Origin of the sequence: Serratia oryzae (assembly GCF_001976145.1) — a bacterium.
Taxonomy (GTDB): Bacteria; Pseudomonadota; Gammaproteobacteria; order Enterobacterales; family Enterobacteriaceae; genus Chania; species Chania oryzae.
In genome coordinates, this window is sequence record NZ_MOXD01000015.1 from 1 (window position 1) to 16,733 (window position 16,733).

The window sequence follows — 16,733 nt, forward strand, 5'->3', positions numbered from 1 at the left end:
TCCGACGCCAACGCTGTCAGGCCGTGCAGAAGCCAACAGCCTGGTGATGGTCTCCGACCAGAACGGGTTGCTGGGCTCGGCGCAGACCAACGAGTTGGGCCAGTGGCGCTTTACGCCGGCCGATAAATTGGCGGAAGGCGAGCACCGCTTTACGGTGACGGCGGTGGACCAGGCGGGCAACGTCAGCGAGCCGTCGAACACCTTTACCCTGACGCTGGACTTTACGGCCCCGGATGCCAGCCTGGTGGCGATCACCGGCGTGACGGATAACGTGGGTAGCGTGACCGGGTCGGTTAACCAGGGAGGTATTCTGGACGATCGTAAGCCGGTGATTAAAGGAACCGGGGCAGAGGTTGGGGATACCATTACGGTTTCCACCACTGACGCCGATGGCCAGACGAAAGTGCTCGGCACGACAACCGTGGGCGAAGATGGTACATGGGAGTTGACACCAACCGGTTCACTCTACGACGGCTTGAACAAACTGACCGTAGTCGAAACCGACAAAGTGGGTAACACCGCCAAGCCGGACAGTAGCTATAGCGTCACCATGTCGTTGACTCCGGGTGCACCGACTATCGGCAGCATTGTCGATGACAGTGGGGCGACTCGAATCACTCTGGCAGACGGTGCCTTGACGAAGGACAGTACGCCGACGTTGAGCGGGACTTCGCCTGTCGCTGAAGGTGATACCATTACCATTTATAATGGTAATGACGTGATTGGCACGACTACGGCCGGCCCGGGCGGTAACTGGAGCTTTACGCCAGCGACTAAACTGCCGGATGGTGCTTACAACCTCAGCGTGACGGGGACCAACAGTGCTGGTCAAGAGAGTGCACACAGTGGCTCTCAGACGATCACTATCGACGCTACGCCACCAAACTCGGTATCAGGCCTGACCGTCAACGATGATGCAGGTGCTGTAAAGGGGTCATTGGCCAACGGCGACGTGAGTGATGACAACACGCCAACCTTCAAAGGCAATGCGGAAACTGGCAGCACGGTCACTATCTATGCCAATGGCGATGCGATTGGCAGCGTGACGGTCACCAATACAGACGGTAGCTGGGACTATACGCCAACGACAGAGTTGCAGGATGGTAATTACCAGTTCGCTACGGAAGTGACGGATAAAGCAGGCAACAGCAGCGGCAGAGTTGATGGCATTGCTATCACTGTCGATACGAAGCCAGGCGATCTGAAACTGCTGCAGGTGATCGATAACGCTGAACCTGATAGTGGTTCACGTCTGTTGAACAATGGTGATGTGACTAACGACAGCACACCAAAGTTTGTCGGTACCGCGACGGCAGGCAGCATTGTTACCGTCAAAGATGGTAACAATACGGTTCTGGGTAGCGTGAAGGTTGATACCTCTGGTAATTGGAGCATAGAGCCGCAGACGGCGCTGAGCGAAGGTGTCCATAACTTTGTGGTCAGTGGTACTGATGCTTCAGGTAATCCGTTAACGCCTGTTAACTTCAGCTTGGACATTGATACAAGGGCACCTGTGGCACCGAGTATTACTGACGTGGTGGATAACACCCTGCCAGTACTTGGTACCGTGAGCAGCGGTCATGCGACAAACGACACGACGCCTGAGATCAAAGGTACGGCGGAAGCCAACAGCACCGTTCAGATTTACAATCAGATCGATGCGTCAAACCGTGTTCTGTTGGGGACGGCGCTGGCTAGCAACAATGGCGAGTGGGTGTTGGTACTGACCGATGACAAGGCGTTAACCGACGGCAGCTACACGCTGGTTGCGGTTGCTACCGACAAGGCGGGTAACACGGGGGCAGCCAGTGCACCATGGACCATCATTGTTGACACGGCTATCTCGGATGCGGCTATCACGATCACATCAATCAGTGATGACCTGGGGGTTAGCGATACTGACTTTAATACCAGCGATAACACGCTGTTGATTAACGGTTCACTGAACAAGGCGTTGCAGGCCGATGAGTGGGTCGAAGTCAGTGTGGATGGTGGCCAGACCTGGACCAGAGCGGCTAGCACTACCGCCAGCAACTGGACCGTGGATCTGCAAAATAAAGCGCTGAGCTCCGGCAATTACACTATCGACGCGCGGGTGGTCGATCAAGCAGGCAATATCGGCAGCACCGATTCGCATGCACTGACTATCGTGACCAGTGGGCCGAACCTGAATGGTCTCAGCACTACCACGAGTATCACGACCGATACCAGTAATGGTCTGGTGAGTGGCGATCTGTTCAGCCACAGTGCAACGCAAACCAACAGCGATATGGTCACCCGTGACCGTACCGTAACGTTGAACGGTAACCTGAGTGCTGCGCTGCAGGCTAATCAGTATCTGCAGATCTCGCTGAATAATGGGACTACCTGGAAAACGCTGCTGTCTCAGGGCGAAAGCCAGTGGAACTACGCGTTGGATGCGGCTACGCAGAGCACCACGGTAGATTATCAACTGCGGGTGATTGATTCTGCCGGTAACGTGGGCACCAACACTAACTTTGCCAGCAATTACCGGGTGGTGATCGATCTGGAAGCACCGGACAGTATTCTCGGTGCACCAAACGTGCCGCAGATTGTGGATAACGCCACCACGTTTGTCTTCAACAGCAGCCAGTATGGCAAGGTTGAAGCCGGAGCGATTGTGTCGCTGGTGAGTGACGTAAACCGTAATGGTACCTACCAGGAAGGTCTGGATCAGGTTATCGGCTTTGCCAAGGCTAACGCGGACGGTACGTGGAGCTTGAGCACCACATTGCCATCCGGCGCGCATAACATCGCCTTTATGGTGTGGGATGACGCGGGTAACCGTTCTGCTATGAGTACTTCTACCAGCATCGGGGTTACCGAGGGTGGTGGCAGTACGTTGATTGAGCAGAAGTGGGGCGGCACGACTGATTCGGAAGGCCTTGGCCTGAACGCTGCGGCGGTGACCATTGGCGCTGACGGTTTGTGGTCGTTCTTCCAGAGCGTGCGTGGCACCACGGGAACGGCGACGGCTAACGCTGGCCGTGTCTACAACATGACGTCGCAGGAGGATTACACTTCGACCTATCTGGCACAGCCATCGAATGTGACCGAAGGCTCTTATGGCCGCTTTATCAACTCGGCTACCTTTGCGGATATCAACCGTGATGGTTTGACCGATGTGATGTCGCAGGTCAGCTCTTATGGTAATGGTGGGCGTACGGCTTACTGGATGCTGAATGCAGACGGCAGCTATACGGCTCAGGCCCTGGATCAGGGGACCCTGAATCACCTGGGTGGGGCGATAGCCTATGACCGTCAGGGGGATGGTTACCTCGATTTCGTGCTGGCTGACTCAGAAGCAGACTCCATTTCGTTCATCAAGAACGTGAATGGGACGCTGACCTATGAGAAAGGCACGTTGGCGAACGGAACCGCTGCTCCAAACGGTCATCCGGGTGGGGCGATTCCTGCCGACCTGAGCGTGTTGCACGAAGTGGGAGCGGTCGATATCGACAATAACGGTACGGTGGATATCACCGCGCACATCGACTACAACGGCACGACCGCAATAGGCAATACTTCTCGTGGACTGGGGATCCTGTATAACCAGACCAACGGCACCACCTCGACCAATTTTGGCCAGGTAGGGTATTACGCCAACGTGTTCCGTAACGATGGCCATGTGGATAACGGTAACCTGTCGATCTCGATGACCTATGCCGATTACAATGGCGATGGTTGGCTGGATCTGTTCCTGAGCCGCGGTTCGAAGGCGGCGGCAAACAGCGATGAAAGCCGTATCTACCTGAACGACGGTACCGGCAAGCTGATGGCGACCGATGCCCAGGCGCTGTGGTTCGGTGACAGTCTGGATGGCGGCACCTCGCTGGCAGTGGACTGGAACCACGATGGCAAGATGGACATCATTGAAGTGCCGCGTTCCGGTGTGACTGGCAGCCCGGTGTTGTACCAGAACCAGGGTAACAACGTGTGGGGTGCCAATGCGGTCAACCTGACCAGCCAGACCTATAGCAACCTGACGGGGGCGGTAGCGCTGGATTACGACTGGGATGGCTCGATGGACCTGGTGCTGTACCGCTCCGGTGCTGACGCTGCAGTGGTGTCTGGCGATGCTGCTGCGCCAACGCTGTTGGTGAAGAACACCAACATCGCGGCGGACGGTACCAGCCTGCAGATCCGTATTGTTGACGGCAACGGCATCAATACCTTCTACAGCAACACCGTCAAGCTGTATGACTCGCACGGTAACCTGGTGGCGACGCAGTTGATTAACCCGCAGGCGTCCGGCTCCAGCAACAGCATGGGCCTGGTGAGCTTCTTCGGGTTGAACCCGGACGAAGTGTACTCGGTACAGCTGCTGCGCATCACCAACGGTGCGGCCAACCACGTGGGGGCAGTTGCCGGTGAGCAGGGTGGCAACATTAACACCACGGTGAATGAAAGCTGGGGTGGGTTGACCACCGGCAAGGCGCACGATGCCTATGTACTGACGGCGGAGAACACCAATGATGCCAACAATACCACTGGGCCTAGCGGTATTACCGGCACCGGGTATAACGACACCTTCTTCAGTTCTGCAGGTGACGATACCTACACCGGTGGTGGCGGTTGGAACCAGGTGGTGAGCGGCCAGTCGGTCTGGAGTGCGACGGCAGGGATGGACATTGTCGATTACAGCCGTTCATCAAGCGCGATCACAGCTAACCTGATGACGAAGAGCGCAACGGGTCAGGGTAACGACACGTTGAACAGTATCGAAGGTCTGATCGGTAGCAACCAGGACGACTCTTTCACCGATAACTCGGCAAACAACCTGTTTGAAGGCCGTGGGGGCAATGATACGTTCTTCCTGACTAACGGTGGTAACGACACCCTGATGTATAAGGTGTTGGCGGGCTTGGAGAATGACGGGACGGGTGGTAACGGTCACGACACGGTCCATGGCTTCAAGGTTGGCAACGTGGTGGCTAACGGTGACGCCGATCTGCTCGACCTGAGCGATCTGCTGGATTACAACGGCCCGATCTCCTTCTTCCAGGATGATGGCAAGATGGAGTTGGACTACTCTTCTCAGGGTATTCTCAAGTACCTGAAAGTGGAGACATCTGGCAACGACACGGTGATCAGCATCGACCGTGATGGTCAGGGTGGGCAGTATGCCTTTACCAACGTCGTGACGTTGGCAAATGTGCATACCGATCTGGAAACGTTATTGCAGAATAACCAAATCATTGTTTAACCGGTAACGGAACCCGCAGTGTAAAAACTGCGGGTTCTATTTGTCGTTATCTTATTATCGGATAAACACTTTTTGGCTATTCCCTCCTGCGGGAGGAGTAACCGATCTTATAAAATTGTCGCCGTTTATGGATGAATATATCAGGCGAGCCTGGAGCATATAATGAAAGCTGTTCGTAATAGATTTAACTACGCCAATATTGCTGTATTAACGTTAGCTGCGGGAGTGTTCTCTTTTTCCGCACTTGCTGAGTCGACATATAACAATCAAAACCAGGGTATATTGTCAGGGGCCGAAACAGGCACTGTTAGCACAAGTGCTGCAAATGCTTATCGCCCTGTGGCGAAAGTCGTACCTGAGTTGGCTCAGGTTGTCTTTTATTATCCACAAGGTAATCAACCAGCCACTATCAATGTGGATAGTGAGTTGCAATCGGCATTGTTGCCGGGTGAGTTTACCGTGTTTTGTGTCGCACCTGGGGCGCACGCGATTGAATCTTACTTCCAGGATCAGCCGCTGTATAAGGGAAAACAGAATCCAGAACATCAGATCAAGGTTAATGGTTCTGAGACCTACTTCTTGCAGGTCAATCCAGGGGCGAGTGGCAGCACAACCGCTTTGGTGGAAAGGGCGACAGCAGAGTCCGACTTGAAGTCTATGAATAAGCAAACGCGCATTATCAACCGTGCCTCACAAGTTAAGCCTTGCGAGTATGTTAACGGTGGTGGTGCAGTGCTGATTCAGGAAAGCGTACAGTTCCGTTTTGGCAAGAGTAACTACGGTTCTATTTTGCCGTCCTCACTGGCTAAATTGGATAACGTGATTGCGTTCCTTAAACAAGGAAATAGCGTTGCTGAGATTCAACTGGTGGGTTATACCGATGCTATCGGTAAACCAGAGTCAAATCAGCGCTTGTCACAGGCCAGAGCTAACACGATTCGTGAGGCTTTGATTAATGCTGGCGTTAGCGCGGATTTAATTTCTAACACCAGTGGTATGGGCGTGGCGCAAAGTGCTGAGGGTTGTATTGCCAAGGCGAATCATCAGGAGGCGGGGTGCAATGTTAACAGCCGTCGTGTGGATGTTATTGTCAGGTGATAATCATTCAACTCTGATTTAGCATTATTAAACAAAGGGCTATAATAGAAATAAAGTAGCCCTTTTATTTTTTAAGTGTTATTGATGGAATAAATAAAGATAATCCTTAACTATTAAGATTTTTCTCGATTTCTCTTTTTATTATATCTTTTATGTGCTTTAAAAAAACATATCTAAATACTCCCGTCCGCCAGATTGATTAATTTAACCCTTTGTTTCCATTGGTTACACAAAAAGGCTTTCCTAGGCATTTTCTTATTTGTTTTGGTTGTATTTTAAGTAGACACTTACGTTCTTTCTTGCAGTGGTCAATATATTCTCTGTGTTAAGATATATCTAATGTTTAGCTTGGATGCTAGATCACAGTTTTTAAGTAAAACCAGGGAAAGATTATGAGTGAACAATTGTCGGTGTCTTCGGAGTCACCGGAGATTCCCGAGTCCCCGGCGATTCGGTCGCAGGAGTTTGACAATATAGAAGACCATGGCAGGGATTCATTGCTTTGGGCCGTTGAATGGTTGTGCAAACACTACAATAAGCAGGCTAGTAAAGAAGTATTGTACGCAGGATTACCGCGTGGCGATAAATTGGAACCTGAATTAGCGCTGCGTATGTTGGATCAGGTCGGTATTGCTGCCGGTTGGATCAGACGCGATCTGGCCAAAATCTCCTCTTATTTATTCCCTTTGGTGGTTGCTCGCAGTGACGGCAGCTACTGCATTGTCGCCGCGCGTACCGGTAAGCGCGGAAGCTACTGGTATCAGGTTGTAGTACCTGAAAGCGGTGGCACCATCAGCCTTAAGGAAGCGGAATTGTCGGCCAATGGTTATGCCATGGTGGCGAATCCTAAGCCCAAGCTGGACGCCCGCCTGGACGATGAAATTCTGCCGGAAGCCAACCGTGAAGGACATTGGTTGTTCTCTACGCTGTGGCGTTATCGGCACTATTTTTACAGTGCGGCAACGGCGGCATTATTGGCTAACGTACTGACGCTGGCCAGCACGTTCTTCACGATGAACGTTTACGATCGCGTCATCCCAACACAGGCCTACGTCACCTTATGGTCACTGGCGATAGGGGTGCTGGTTGCCATTGTGTTCGAATTCACCTCCAGACAGGTTCGTACTTATTTAATTGATGTCGCGGGCAAAAAGGCCGACTTGATTGTGGGAGCGAAACTGTTTCGCCAAGTCATGGCGATGCGTATGGAGAGCAAGCCACAATCGACAGGGACCTTTGCCAACCAACTGCGTGATTTTGAGGCAGTGCGTGATTTTGCTACCTCTGCCACCCTGTCGACGCTGTCAGACCTGCCCTTCTGCGTTTTGTTTATGTTCGTCATCTACCTGATTGGCGGGCAACTGGCGATTGTGCCGCTGGCGGCAGTGCCGATTATTTTGCTGGTCAGCGTCATCATCCAATGGCCGTTAAGCCGTTATATGGGTGAAAACATCCGTGAGATCTCGCAGAAACAGGGGATGTTGATCGAATCGATTGAAGGAATGGAAGCGCTAAAAGCAGCGCGAGGGGAAGGGGTAATGCAAAAGCGCTGGGATGATATCAGCGCCCTGGCAGCCGCTTCCTCTATGAAAACCCGTTACCTTTCTGCACTGACTTCAAACTTTGTCACCTTTATGCAGCAGGTGTGCACCGTGGTGATTGTGGTGTTTGGTGTTTATCTGATCCATGCGGGTGAACTTACCATGGGCTCGATGATTGGGGTAGTTATCCTGTCTGGGCGTTCACTGGCCCCACTGGCGGCGGTGGTTGGGCTGGCATTACGCTACCAGCATGCCAAAACGGCGCTGAAGTCACTGAATCAGCTGATGGAGTTACCGACGGAGCGCGATCCGGCGATTAACTACCTGCCAACGCCGAAATTTGATGGCAACCTGAGCCTGAAGAAAGTGGCCTTTGCTTATGCGGTGCCTGGCATGATGGTGCCACCGCCGATTCTGGATAACATTAATATCACCATCAAAGCGGGCGAGCGCGTGGCGATTATCGGCAGTATCGGCAGCGGAAAGTCGACGCTGTTGCGCGTAATGGCGCGTATTTATCAGCAACGCAGTGGCCAGATCTCAATTGATGGTGTTGATGCAACACAGGTCGATCCTGCCGATTGGCGAGCCGCGGTGGGGTATGTTGGCCAGGATTGTCGGCTGTTTAGCGGCACCTTGCGTTTCAACGTGACGATTGGCAACCCAGGAGCCAGCACCGAGGAGTTCCTGCGCGTTGCCCAAATGACCGGCCTGGATCGTATCGCGGCCAAGCATCCACTGGGTTACGACATGCCGGTCGGGGAAATGGGTAACGCACTGTCCGGCGGGCAGAAACAGCTGGTTGCATTGGCGCGTTGCCTGTTACTGCGGCCGAAGGTGTTGCTGATGGATGAACCCACCAGTTCCATGGATGCGATGACGGAAACCCTGTTCATTCGCCAACTGCAAAAAGCCATCGAAGGACAAACGTTGGTCATTGTGACGCACCGCATGTCAGTGCTGAATATTTTTGATCGTCTGATCGTGCTGGATGATGGGCACGTAATGGCCGATGGCCCGAAAGATCAGGTCATTGCCATGCTGAGCGCCAACGGTCAAAAGAATGGCCAGAAAATCACTCAGCAGAATCAACCACATTAATCTCAATCAGACGGCAACAATCAGCAATGCCCCATCGCTCCCGAGCTACAGGTAGCTCAGGTTTTCCATTTTGGAAAACGATGGGGAGATGCCAACAAGGAACAACGAATGAACAAGGATGACTTTACATTAGCCACCTCTGATGATGCTGAGATAAGCAATAAAAATGGTGTAAAAGTAAAAGAAGCTGAGGCAAAGAAAATTACCGTGAGTGCGGCAGACAGAACTGAACTTAAGAAAAAAAATAACGATAACAAAGGTAATCAACACAGCGGGAAAATAGATCCTGAAGACATGCGGTTTATGAATGATCTGCAGGCCGCGCTAATTTCGCAAAAGACGCCGTTCAGCATGATCATGCTGTATATCATCGCACTGGTGGTCGGCGTGGCATTGGTATGGGCACACTTCGCCCGCGTGGAGGAAATTACCCGGGGCGACGGAAAGATTATTCCTGCCAGCCGTGAACAGGTGATCCAGAGCCTGGAAGGCGGGATCTTGGAAGAATTGAACGTGCGTGAAGGCGATATCGTCGAAAAAGGGCAGGTGTTGCTGAAAATGGATCCGACGCGCGCGGGTGCCAGCTATGGCGAATCATTGTCGAAAGTGCTGGGGCTTAAGGCCACGATAGCGCGTTTGCGTGCCCAATCTTATGGGACTCCGTTGGTGTTTCCGCCGGAGGTCATGGCGGTTCAAAGCCTGGTGAATGATGAAACCCAGGCCTATAACGCCCAGTTGAGAACCTTGAATGAGAGCGTTGACGCGTTAAAGAAAAGCCTGTCGCTGGCGGAAAATGAAGTGCAGCTCTCCGCGCCACTGGCAAAGAAAGGGCTGGTTTCCGATGTAGAAATTCTGCGTCTGCGTCGGCAGGCCAATGAGTTCCAACTGCAGATTGCTGAACGTACCAACCGTTTCCGTTCTGATGCCAACAGTGAACTCAACAAGATGGAATCAGAGTTGGCTCAGGCGGAAGAGATCTTGCGGGGCCGCCAGGATGTGATGCAGCGCACCACTATTGTGGCCCCGGTACGCGGAACGGTGAATAACATCCGCACCACGACGCGAGGGGGGGTAATCCAGCAGGGGGCAGAGATTATGACGATCATTCCGCTGGAAGATAACTTGCTGGTTGAAGCAAAGATTAAACCGGCAGATGTGGCGTTTATTCACCCTGGTTTGCCCGCTACGGTCAAAATCACCGCTTATGACTATGCCATTTACGGTGGATTGACCGGGGTGGTAGAGCATTTGAGTTCGGACACCTTGGTTGATGAAGAGAAAGCCCGCTCCGGCCGCGGTGACTCAACCTATTACCGTGTGTATGTACGTACTAACCAGGCTGCGCTTCATGTGAAGGATAAAACCTTCCCGATCATTCCCGGCATGGTGGCTAACGTCGAGATTAGAACAGGAGAAAAAACCATCCTGTCTTACATATTGAAACCGGTATTAAAAGCACGTGAAGCGTTCAGGGAGAGATAAGCTAATGGCGCATAAGTACAGGGAGTTTCGTCGGTTAAATGTGGCCATGGCAATAGCTATCTGTTTACCTTTTTCGACAGTGGCGGTGATACCACCAGCTTTGGGCGAACAGGGTGTTAACGCATTACCGCCGATGCTGACGCAGGAGGAATATATGAAGCTATTCCATACTGAACAGCCAGCGGCGGAAGATGAATCACAAAGCACCGGGCAGAGTTCGGCAGCCTCCAAAGAGGCACCACAGTTTCTGAAAGATTTGGCGGCGATGGATAAGTCGAACACCTCGGCATCCCCGCAACGCCCGGTTTCCCCTGCGCCAGAGGTGAGAACGGTAGCCCCCCCTCAGTTTAGCAATGACGAGCTGGCGGGGAACGCTCAGCCTTCGGTAGCTGCCAGCCAAGATGAAAGAGGGCAATCGGGCAAAATCTTCAGCGGCAGCACTACGCCGGATAGCCACAGGCTTACGCCCGTTATCCCCAACGCAGCGATCACACGCATTGAGCCACCGGTGGCGGTTAAGAGCACCGAAGCCCCTATCATCAGCAACACCGAGCGCAAGAGCCCGCTTACCCCGCTTGGCAACGGCACCTCTGCGGCTCCGGTCGTTGATGATAGTCAACCGCTATTGGTGAACCGCAACGAGCTGCAGACCAAGGCGAATATTGCAACAGAAACGCCGACGGGGAACAGCCAGGCGGTGCTGAGAAACAGCGATTCCCAGTTCCCGACGGTGCAACAGCAGTATCAACCGGATCCAGCATATAACAAGGTACGTTGGAACGGCGAAATTGGCGGTGAGAGCGGTAAGCGCACCCTGAGCGATATGGCAGGCGAGGCTTTCGCAGGCAAAAGTAATAGTCCATCGCGTGCTTTTCTGCGCCAGATGGTGTCCTTGGCTTTGGCGCACAGCCCAGAAATACGCTCTTCTGCCGCGGATGTGCTGGCGGCGGGTTATTATGTTGATCAGACTAAAGGTCAGCGCTGGCCACAGGTTCAGGTCGGGGTATCAACCCCGTTAGGCACCCAGGGCGGAAATGCCGATCTGCAGCGTAACAACGCGAAAGCGAGTGATACCAGCGGATCGGTTGCCATCACGACGCCTATCTACGACTGGGGCAAGATCAGCCATCAGATCGATAGCGCAGAAGAGGGCGTTACCGCAGCGGTTAATGCGCAGAGTTACACCAAAGAGCAATTAGCCTACAGCACCGTATCAGAATTGATGAATCTTGGGCGTTATCAGGAAAGCCGTCAGGTGGCGCTGGCTTATGTTGAACGTATGAAGCAACTGGCCGATATGTTATCGCAGATTACCGCCGTGGATCGCGGGCGTGCCAGTGAGTATACCCAGGCAAAAGCCAAGCTGCTTTCCGCCCGTGCCAGCCTGGACGATATTGAGCACCAGGTCAGTACCAGCCGTATCAAGCTAGTGCGCCTGTTGGGTGTTGAACCAAATTTGCCTGAGCATATCTCTTGGCGAGATTCTGTGATGCCTGCGTCAATGGCGATAGCGTCGCTGACCAAGAACCCGAACCTGTTGAAGTTACAGGCACAGGTCAAGGCTGCCGAATATGAAGCAGACAGCATCAAGTCGGCGGGGTTGCCACAGCTTAATTGGGTGGTTTCCAAGAATACGGCTAAAGATATCAACGGTGATGAAACCGGCTGGTATACCGGGCTGAATGTCCAATGGAATGCGTTCAGCGGCGGTTCGCAAACCGCGGAGCAGATGGCCGCCCGTGCCAAAGCGAATGGTGCCCAGCAACAATATGAAGTGGCCTATCGTGACTTGGAGTATCAGATTAATAATCTGGTGCAGACGCGCGATTCTTCATTCATGCGGGCGGAGGATTTTGATCGTTTATCAGCCGAAACCGATCGGGTCAGGCAAATGTTTTATGACCAGTGGTATAACCTGGGTAAACGAACGCTGCTGGATGTGCTGACGGCGGAGAACGACCATTTTAATAATCAGTTATCTGCGATCAACAACCGCTATGACGGTTATATCGCTAATATTAACGTGATTGCCAGTGCGGCGATGTTGTTGAGCTGGATCGATAAATAGCGTCAGGCCTTAGGGTTAAACTTAACGTGGGCGAGCGGAAAACGTTTCCCCAAAAGTGATGAGGTGAAAAAGGCTGTGCTTTTTTCACCTCATTGATGAGTTTAGGTATATATTTAATGTGTCTATACTCATTCATCTATTAACTCCTTTGTTCTGAAAATGAAAAATTTTTGATGTTCTCTGGTAGATTTGCCCCTCAAAAATTGACCCAAGCTATTATAAGAGAGGATTGTATGTATTCCGTATTGGTTATCGATGAATCCCCTACAATATCGGCTGCGATAAAATCACTCTTGATGCAGTCTGATGCATTTAAAAACGTCTATGTTGCTACCAGTAGTCAGCACAGTTTGGATATCGTCAATAAGCATCATGTTGACCTGATTATTACGGATGTCGAGTTGCAGGGGGATGACTGTTTTTTATTCTTGAAAAAAGTCAAAGTAGCCTTTCCTGACATAAAGTCGCTTTTTTTTTCTTCCAAGAATGAATCGGTCTATTCGCTGCGAGCGCTTGAGGCTAAGGCTAACGGATTCATCAGCAAGGGGAGGGATGTCGAAGAGTTGCTCTTTGCTGTACAACATGTTCTGAAAGGGTATCTGTTTTTTTCCGCAGAGGTATTAAGCAATGTGTCGGGCATGGCGGCCTCCAGTGAAAGCGCCGGGCCGACGCGTTCGTTGACCGCACGCGAAATCAGTGTCTTGAGATATCTGGTAAAAGGTCATAAAAATAAAGAGATAGCCGAACAGCTTTTTATCAGTGAAAAAACAGTGAGCACTTACAAAACCCGGATTATGGCAAAGCTTGGCGTAAAATCCGTGATAGACATGCTAAGCTATGTGGAAAGAAACAATTTACTATGAATAAATAGTTAAGTGTAATAATTCGGTGCTTAACTAATACCTCGATCAGTTTTAATAAGTATATGTTTTGTTTTTCTTATTATTTTATTAAAAAATAGTTTTTTTCCTACAAGCTTTTTCTTGTTTTCTTATGTTATTTGCGTTTTTTATTTATTAATATATTTGTAGGGAATTGAATAAAAATTATCAACGGAATTGATATGAAAATTACATCGAATAGGGCAGTTAATGTCTTGATCGTCACTCAATGCGCATTCACTCGTCTGGCGTTAAATGCAGTATTGAGCGATATGCAATTATCATCTGGAAAGAAAATCAACATACTCTCTGGTGATTTTTTTGAGAACAGTCGCCTTTTTATAGATTATATCATCTGTGCTGACGACCTCTTTAATGAGATTAGCTTGCAAAGTATTTTAAAAATCAAAGAAGCAATACGCGACGCCAGTTTTTCCAGCAGAATGATTTTTTTAACCTCACCTCATCACTTTGCACTCGGTTATTTTATCTCAGGCTTGTGCAGAAAAGAGGGATACTGTCTTTCAGTTGACCAATCGGTAGCGAATATGGCGATGGATTTAAGAAGGACTCTTACTTCCACAGATATTTTAAGTGATATCCGGTCATGTACCTTGATTCTGACACCGAGAGAAAGAGAGATTATTATTGGATTGATTAAACAGCGGAAACCCGCTTATCTATCCAAGAAATACTCAGTTAATCAGAAAACCATCAGCGCTCACAAAGTGAATGCGCTGCGTAAGCTGAATGTCGAACATCTAAACAGCATTGTTAACCTGAATGCGCTGACGTGAGGCGGGTGTTGGTCCGGCGGCCCCTTCCCCGAGTCAGGAAGGAGCAGCGTCATGCACCCTGGTTGTGTTTGTATCAAGCATGGCCGCTTAGAATCGGCTATTCACGCTCATAAAATAGGTACGACCTGGTTCGTTATAGGTTGCTGCACCTGCGCCATACATATAGGCTCCGGTGGTAGCATTCCCCGTAGTCTGGGCATTACCGGCACGGAACTGGCGTTTATCCAGCAGATTGTCGATACCCGTAGTGATGCTGATATTCTTGCTGAAGGCGTAGGTGCCGCTCAGGCCAAAGATGGCGTAAAAGCTGACTTCGCGCTTCTCGCTGCCGCTAACCGCTTCACCCTTATAGTTGTACTTCTTCGGCTTCTGACGACCATACCAGGTCATGGTGCTCTGCATTGACAGATCCTGCGTGGCCTGCCAGCTCAACGTTGAGTTGATGGTGAATTCCGGAATGATCGACAGATAATCCCCCGTAGTTTTATTCTTGTTCTCAATCATATAGGTTGCATTGTTATTCCAGGCGACGGTTTCGCTGACCGGCACATTCAGCGTCCCTTCCAGGCCCTGGATCACCGCTTTTGGCACGTTCTCCCAGCGGTAAATATCGGTTTTACCATTGGTAGTGGTGCCGGTTGGCGTATAGCCAGCCTCGATCTTGTTGCGGTAGTCGTTACGGAAGTAGGTGACACCTGCCAGCCAGCCTTCCTGATGGAACTCCAGCCCGACCTCTTTATTGACGCTGTTCTCTGCCTTCAGATCGTCATTACCGATCAGATAACAGGCTCCGGCGCTGGCCGCACAGCCTTGCCCACGGCTGTACAGGATGTAGTTGCCGTTGTTCTGGAACAGGTTAGGTGCCTTGTAGGCACGGGCGATGCCCATTTTCAGGGTAAAGTTATCGCCCAACTCCTGCGACAGGTTGAGTGAGGGGCTCCAGTTATCACCGGCTTCGGAATGGTGATCGAAGCGTAAGCCCGGTGTCAGCATGGTGCTGTCGGTCACTTCGGCGTTGTTCTCGGCAAACAGCGAGAAGATGTTGGCGGAGGAGTAAGGGTCACGGTTAGTGGTATTCACTCCTGGAATGCTGCCACCTTCCGCCAGCGACTGGCTGGTAGAAGAGGGGTCTTTCATTCGCTGCTGGTTCCATTCGGTTCCCAGAGTGGCGGTTTGTGGCACCCACATCTCGAATGGAATGCTGATTTCACTGTGCGCCAGAAGGTCATCCAGCCGGGTGGTATTGAAGCTGTCGCTGGAGAAAATGCCTTCGGTGCCCCCGGCCAACCCTTCGGCCAAGCGGGTATTGCGGGTGCGCTCAAGCTGCAGGTAGTTGGTGGTGCTGACACCGCTGTCCCAGGCACCACGGTAGTGAAGCGCATAGGTGGTGCGGTAAATCCGGTTGGTTTCTTTACCGTAGTTGCTCTGGACCAGCGCGTTGGTATTGGTGTTCTGGGTATCGCCGGCGTACAGGTTGCCTTGGCGCCCGTAGGCATATTGGAATTCCAGCGATTGCAGACGCGCGAATTCCCAGTGCAGCAGGGCATCGATATTTTTGTCGATCACCCCTTCACGGCCTGCGGGCAGGGTGTTGGCATAGCTGCCGGTGCGTTCCGACTGATGCCCTTGGTTGATATCCCAGGCGTCGGCCTGCGTTTTGCTGTAACCGCCAAACATCCGGAAGCTCAGTTGATCGCTCAGCGGGCCTGAAAGGCTGAAGTTAGTGCGCTTGGTGGCACCTTCTTGCTTATGCTGCGGCAGGTTGAAATAGCCGTTCAGCGTGCCGTGCAGCTCTTTGCTGGTTTGCTTGGTGATGATGTTGATCACGCCACCGGCTGCGCCGTTGCCATAGCGGGCGGCTGCCGGGCCGCGCAGCACTTCAATGCGCTCGATCATATCCGGCGGCACCCAGGCGGTATCGCCACGGGTGTCACGCTCGCCGCGCCAGCCTTGGCGCACCGCGTTGCGGCTGCTGGCGGGCATCCCGTCGATCAGGATCAGTGTGTTTTCCGGACCCATACCGCGGATATCGATCTGGCGGTTGTTACCGCGCTGGCCGCTGGTGGAGTTACCGGTGAGGTTGACCCCCGGCATGGTACGGATCAGTTCACTGATATCACGCGCGGGTGGGCGTCTTCTGATTTCTTCCGCGGTAATGGTGGATACGCCGGGAGCCTGCAGATTCTGCTTGGCTGCGGTGACCACAATGGTGTCTTCAGCCGCGCTTTCTTGGTCGCTTTCTTCTGGCTGTGCCAATGCAGACGAGCCCAATCCTAACCCGATGAGTGTGGCTAAAGAGTAACGTGATAACGTGTGATTCATGTTGAAATTCCTACCTGGCTACCCTCTTTGCTCTGCGGCAGAAGGGCTGGTTGTCGTTTTATGGTGTTGGTCAAAGTCACAACGGAACCCGGCAGTGGGTTTCCGTTCAATGGGTTGGCATCCATCCCTGTTGAAGAATGCCGGTACGACTTACGAACTCTCACACTATTGCAAATGAAAATAATTATCAATAGTATTCAGCTTACCGTTTGTTTT

Annotated in this window: 8 protein-coding genes; 7 read left to right on the plus strand and 1 reads right to left on the minus strand. The window is 51.8% G+C overall.

Features of this window, described 5'->3' with window-relative positions; all coding sequences use genetic code 11:
* The 7 genes from BMI79_RS20590 to BMI79_RS20620 form a co-directional block, all read left to right on the plus strand.
* On the plus strand, window positions 1-5,227 hold a 5,227-nt coding region (locus BMI79_RS20590; RefSeq protein WP_125828858.1), incomplete at its 5' end, for an Ig-like domain-containing protein.
* Between the two features lie 162 nt (window positions 5,228-5,389).
* Entirely contained in the window at window positions 5,390-6,325 is a 936-nt protein-coding gene (locus BMI79_RS20595; RefSeq protein WP_076944030.1) for an OmpA family protein, read from the plus strand.
* Between the two features lie 392 nt (window positions 6,326-6,717).
* On the plus strand, window positions 6,718-8,967 hold the full coding sequence (locus BMI79_RS20600) for a type I secretion system permease/ATPase (RefSeq protein ID WP_083704502.1): 2,250 nt from the start codon (window positions 6,718-6,720) through the stop codon (window positions 8,965-8,967).
* A gap of 294 nt (window positions 8,968-9,261) precedes the next feature.
* Window positions 9,262-10,449, plus strand: a complete 1,188-nt coding sequence (locus tag BMI79_RS20605; protein WP_076944104.1) for an HlyD family type I secretion periplasmic adaptor subunit — start codon at window positions 9,262-9,264, stop codon at window positions 10,447-10,449.
* 154 nt (window positions 10,450-10,603) lie between these two features.
* Entirely contained in the window at window positions 10,604-12,517 is a 1,914-nt protein-coding gene (locus BMI79_RS20610) for a TolC family protein (RefSeq protein ID WP_076944031.1), read from the plus strand.
* Between the two features lie 233 nt (window positions 12,518-12,750).
* Window positions 12,751-13,380 (plus strand): response regulator transcription factor, encoded by a 630-nt coding sequence (locus tag BMI79_RS20615; protein ID WP_076944105.1) that lies wholly within the window; start codon window positions 12,751-12,753, stop codon window positions 13,378-13,380.
* 200 nt (window positions 13,381-13,580) lie between these two features.
* The gene (locus tag BMI79_RS20620) at window positions 13,581-14,195 is read left to right on the plus strand and encodes a LuxR C-terminal-related transcriptional regulator (protein WP_076944032.1); all 615 of its coding nucleotides are present in this window, start codon (window positions 13,581-13,583) and stop codon (window positions 14,193-14,195) included.
* A gap of 87 nt (window positions 14,196-14,282) precedes the next feature.
* Here BMI79_RS20620 and BMI79_RS20625 read toward each other — a convergent pair whose 3' ends face one another.
* The gene (locus BMI79_RS20625) at window positions 14,283-16,517 is read right to left on the minus strand and encodes a TonB-dependent siderophore receptor (RefSeq protein ID WP_076944033.1); all 2,235 of its coding nucleotides are present in this window, start codon (window positions 16,515-16,517) and stop codon (window positions 14,283-14,285) included.
* Window positions 16,518-16,733 lie beyond the last annotated feature (216 nt).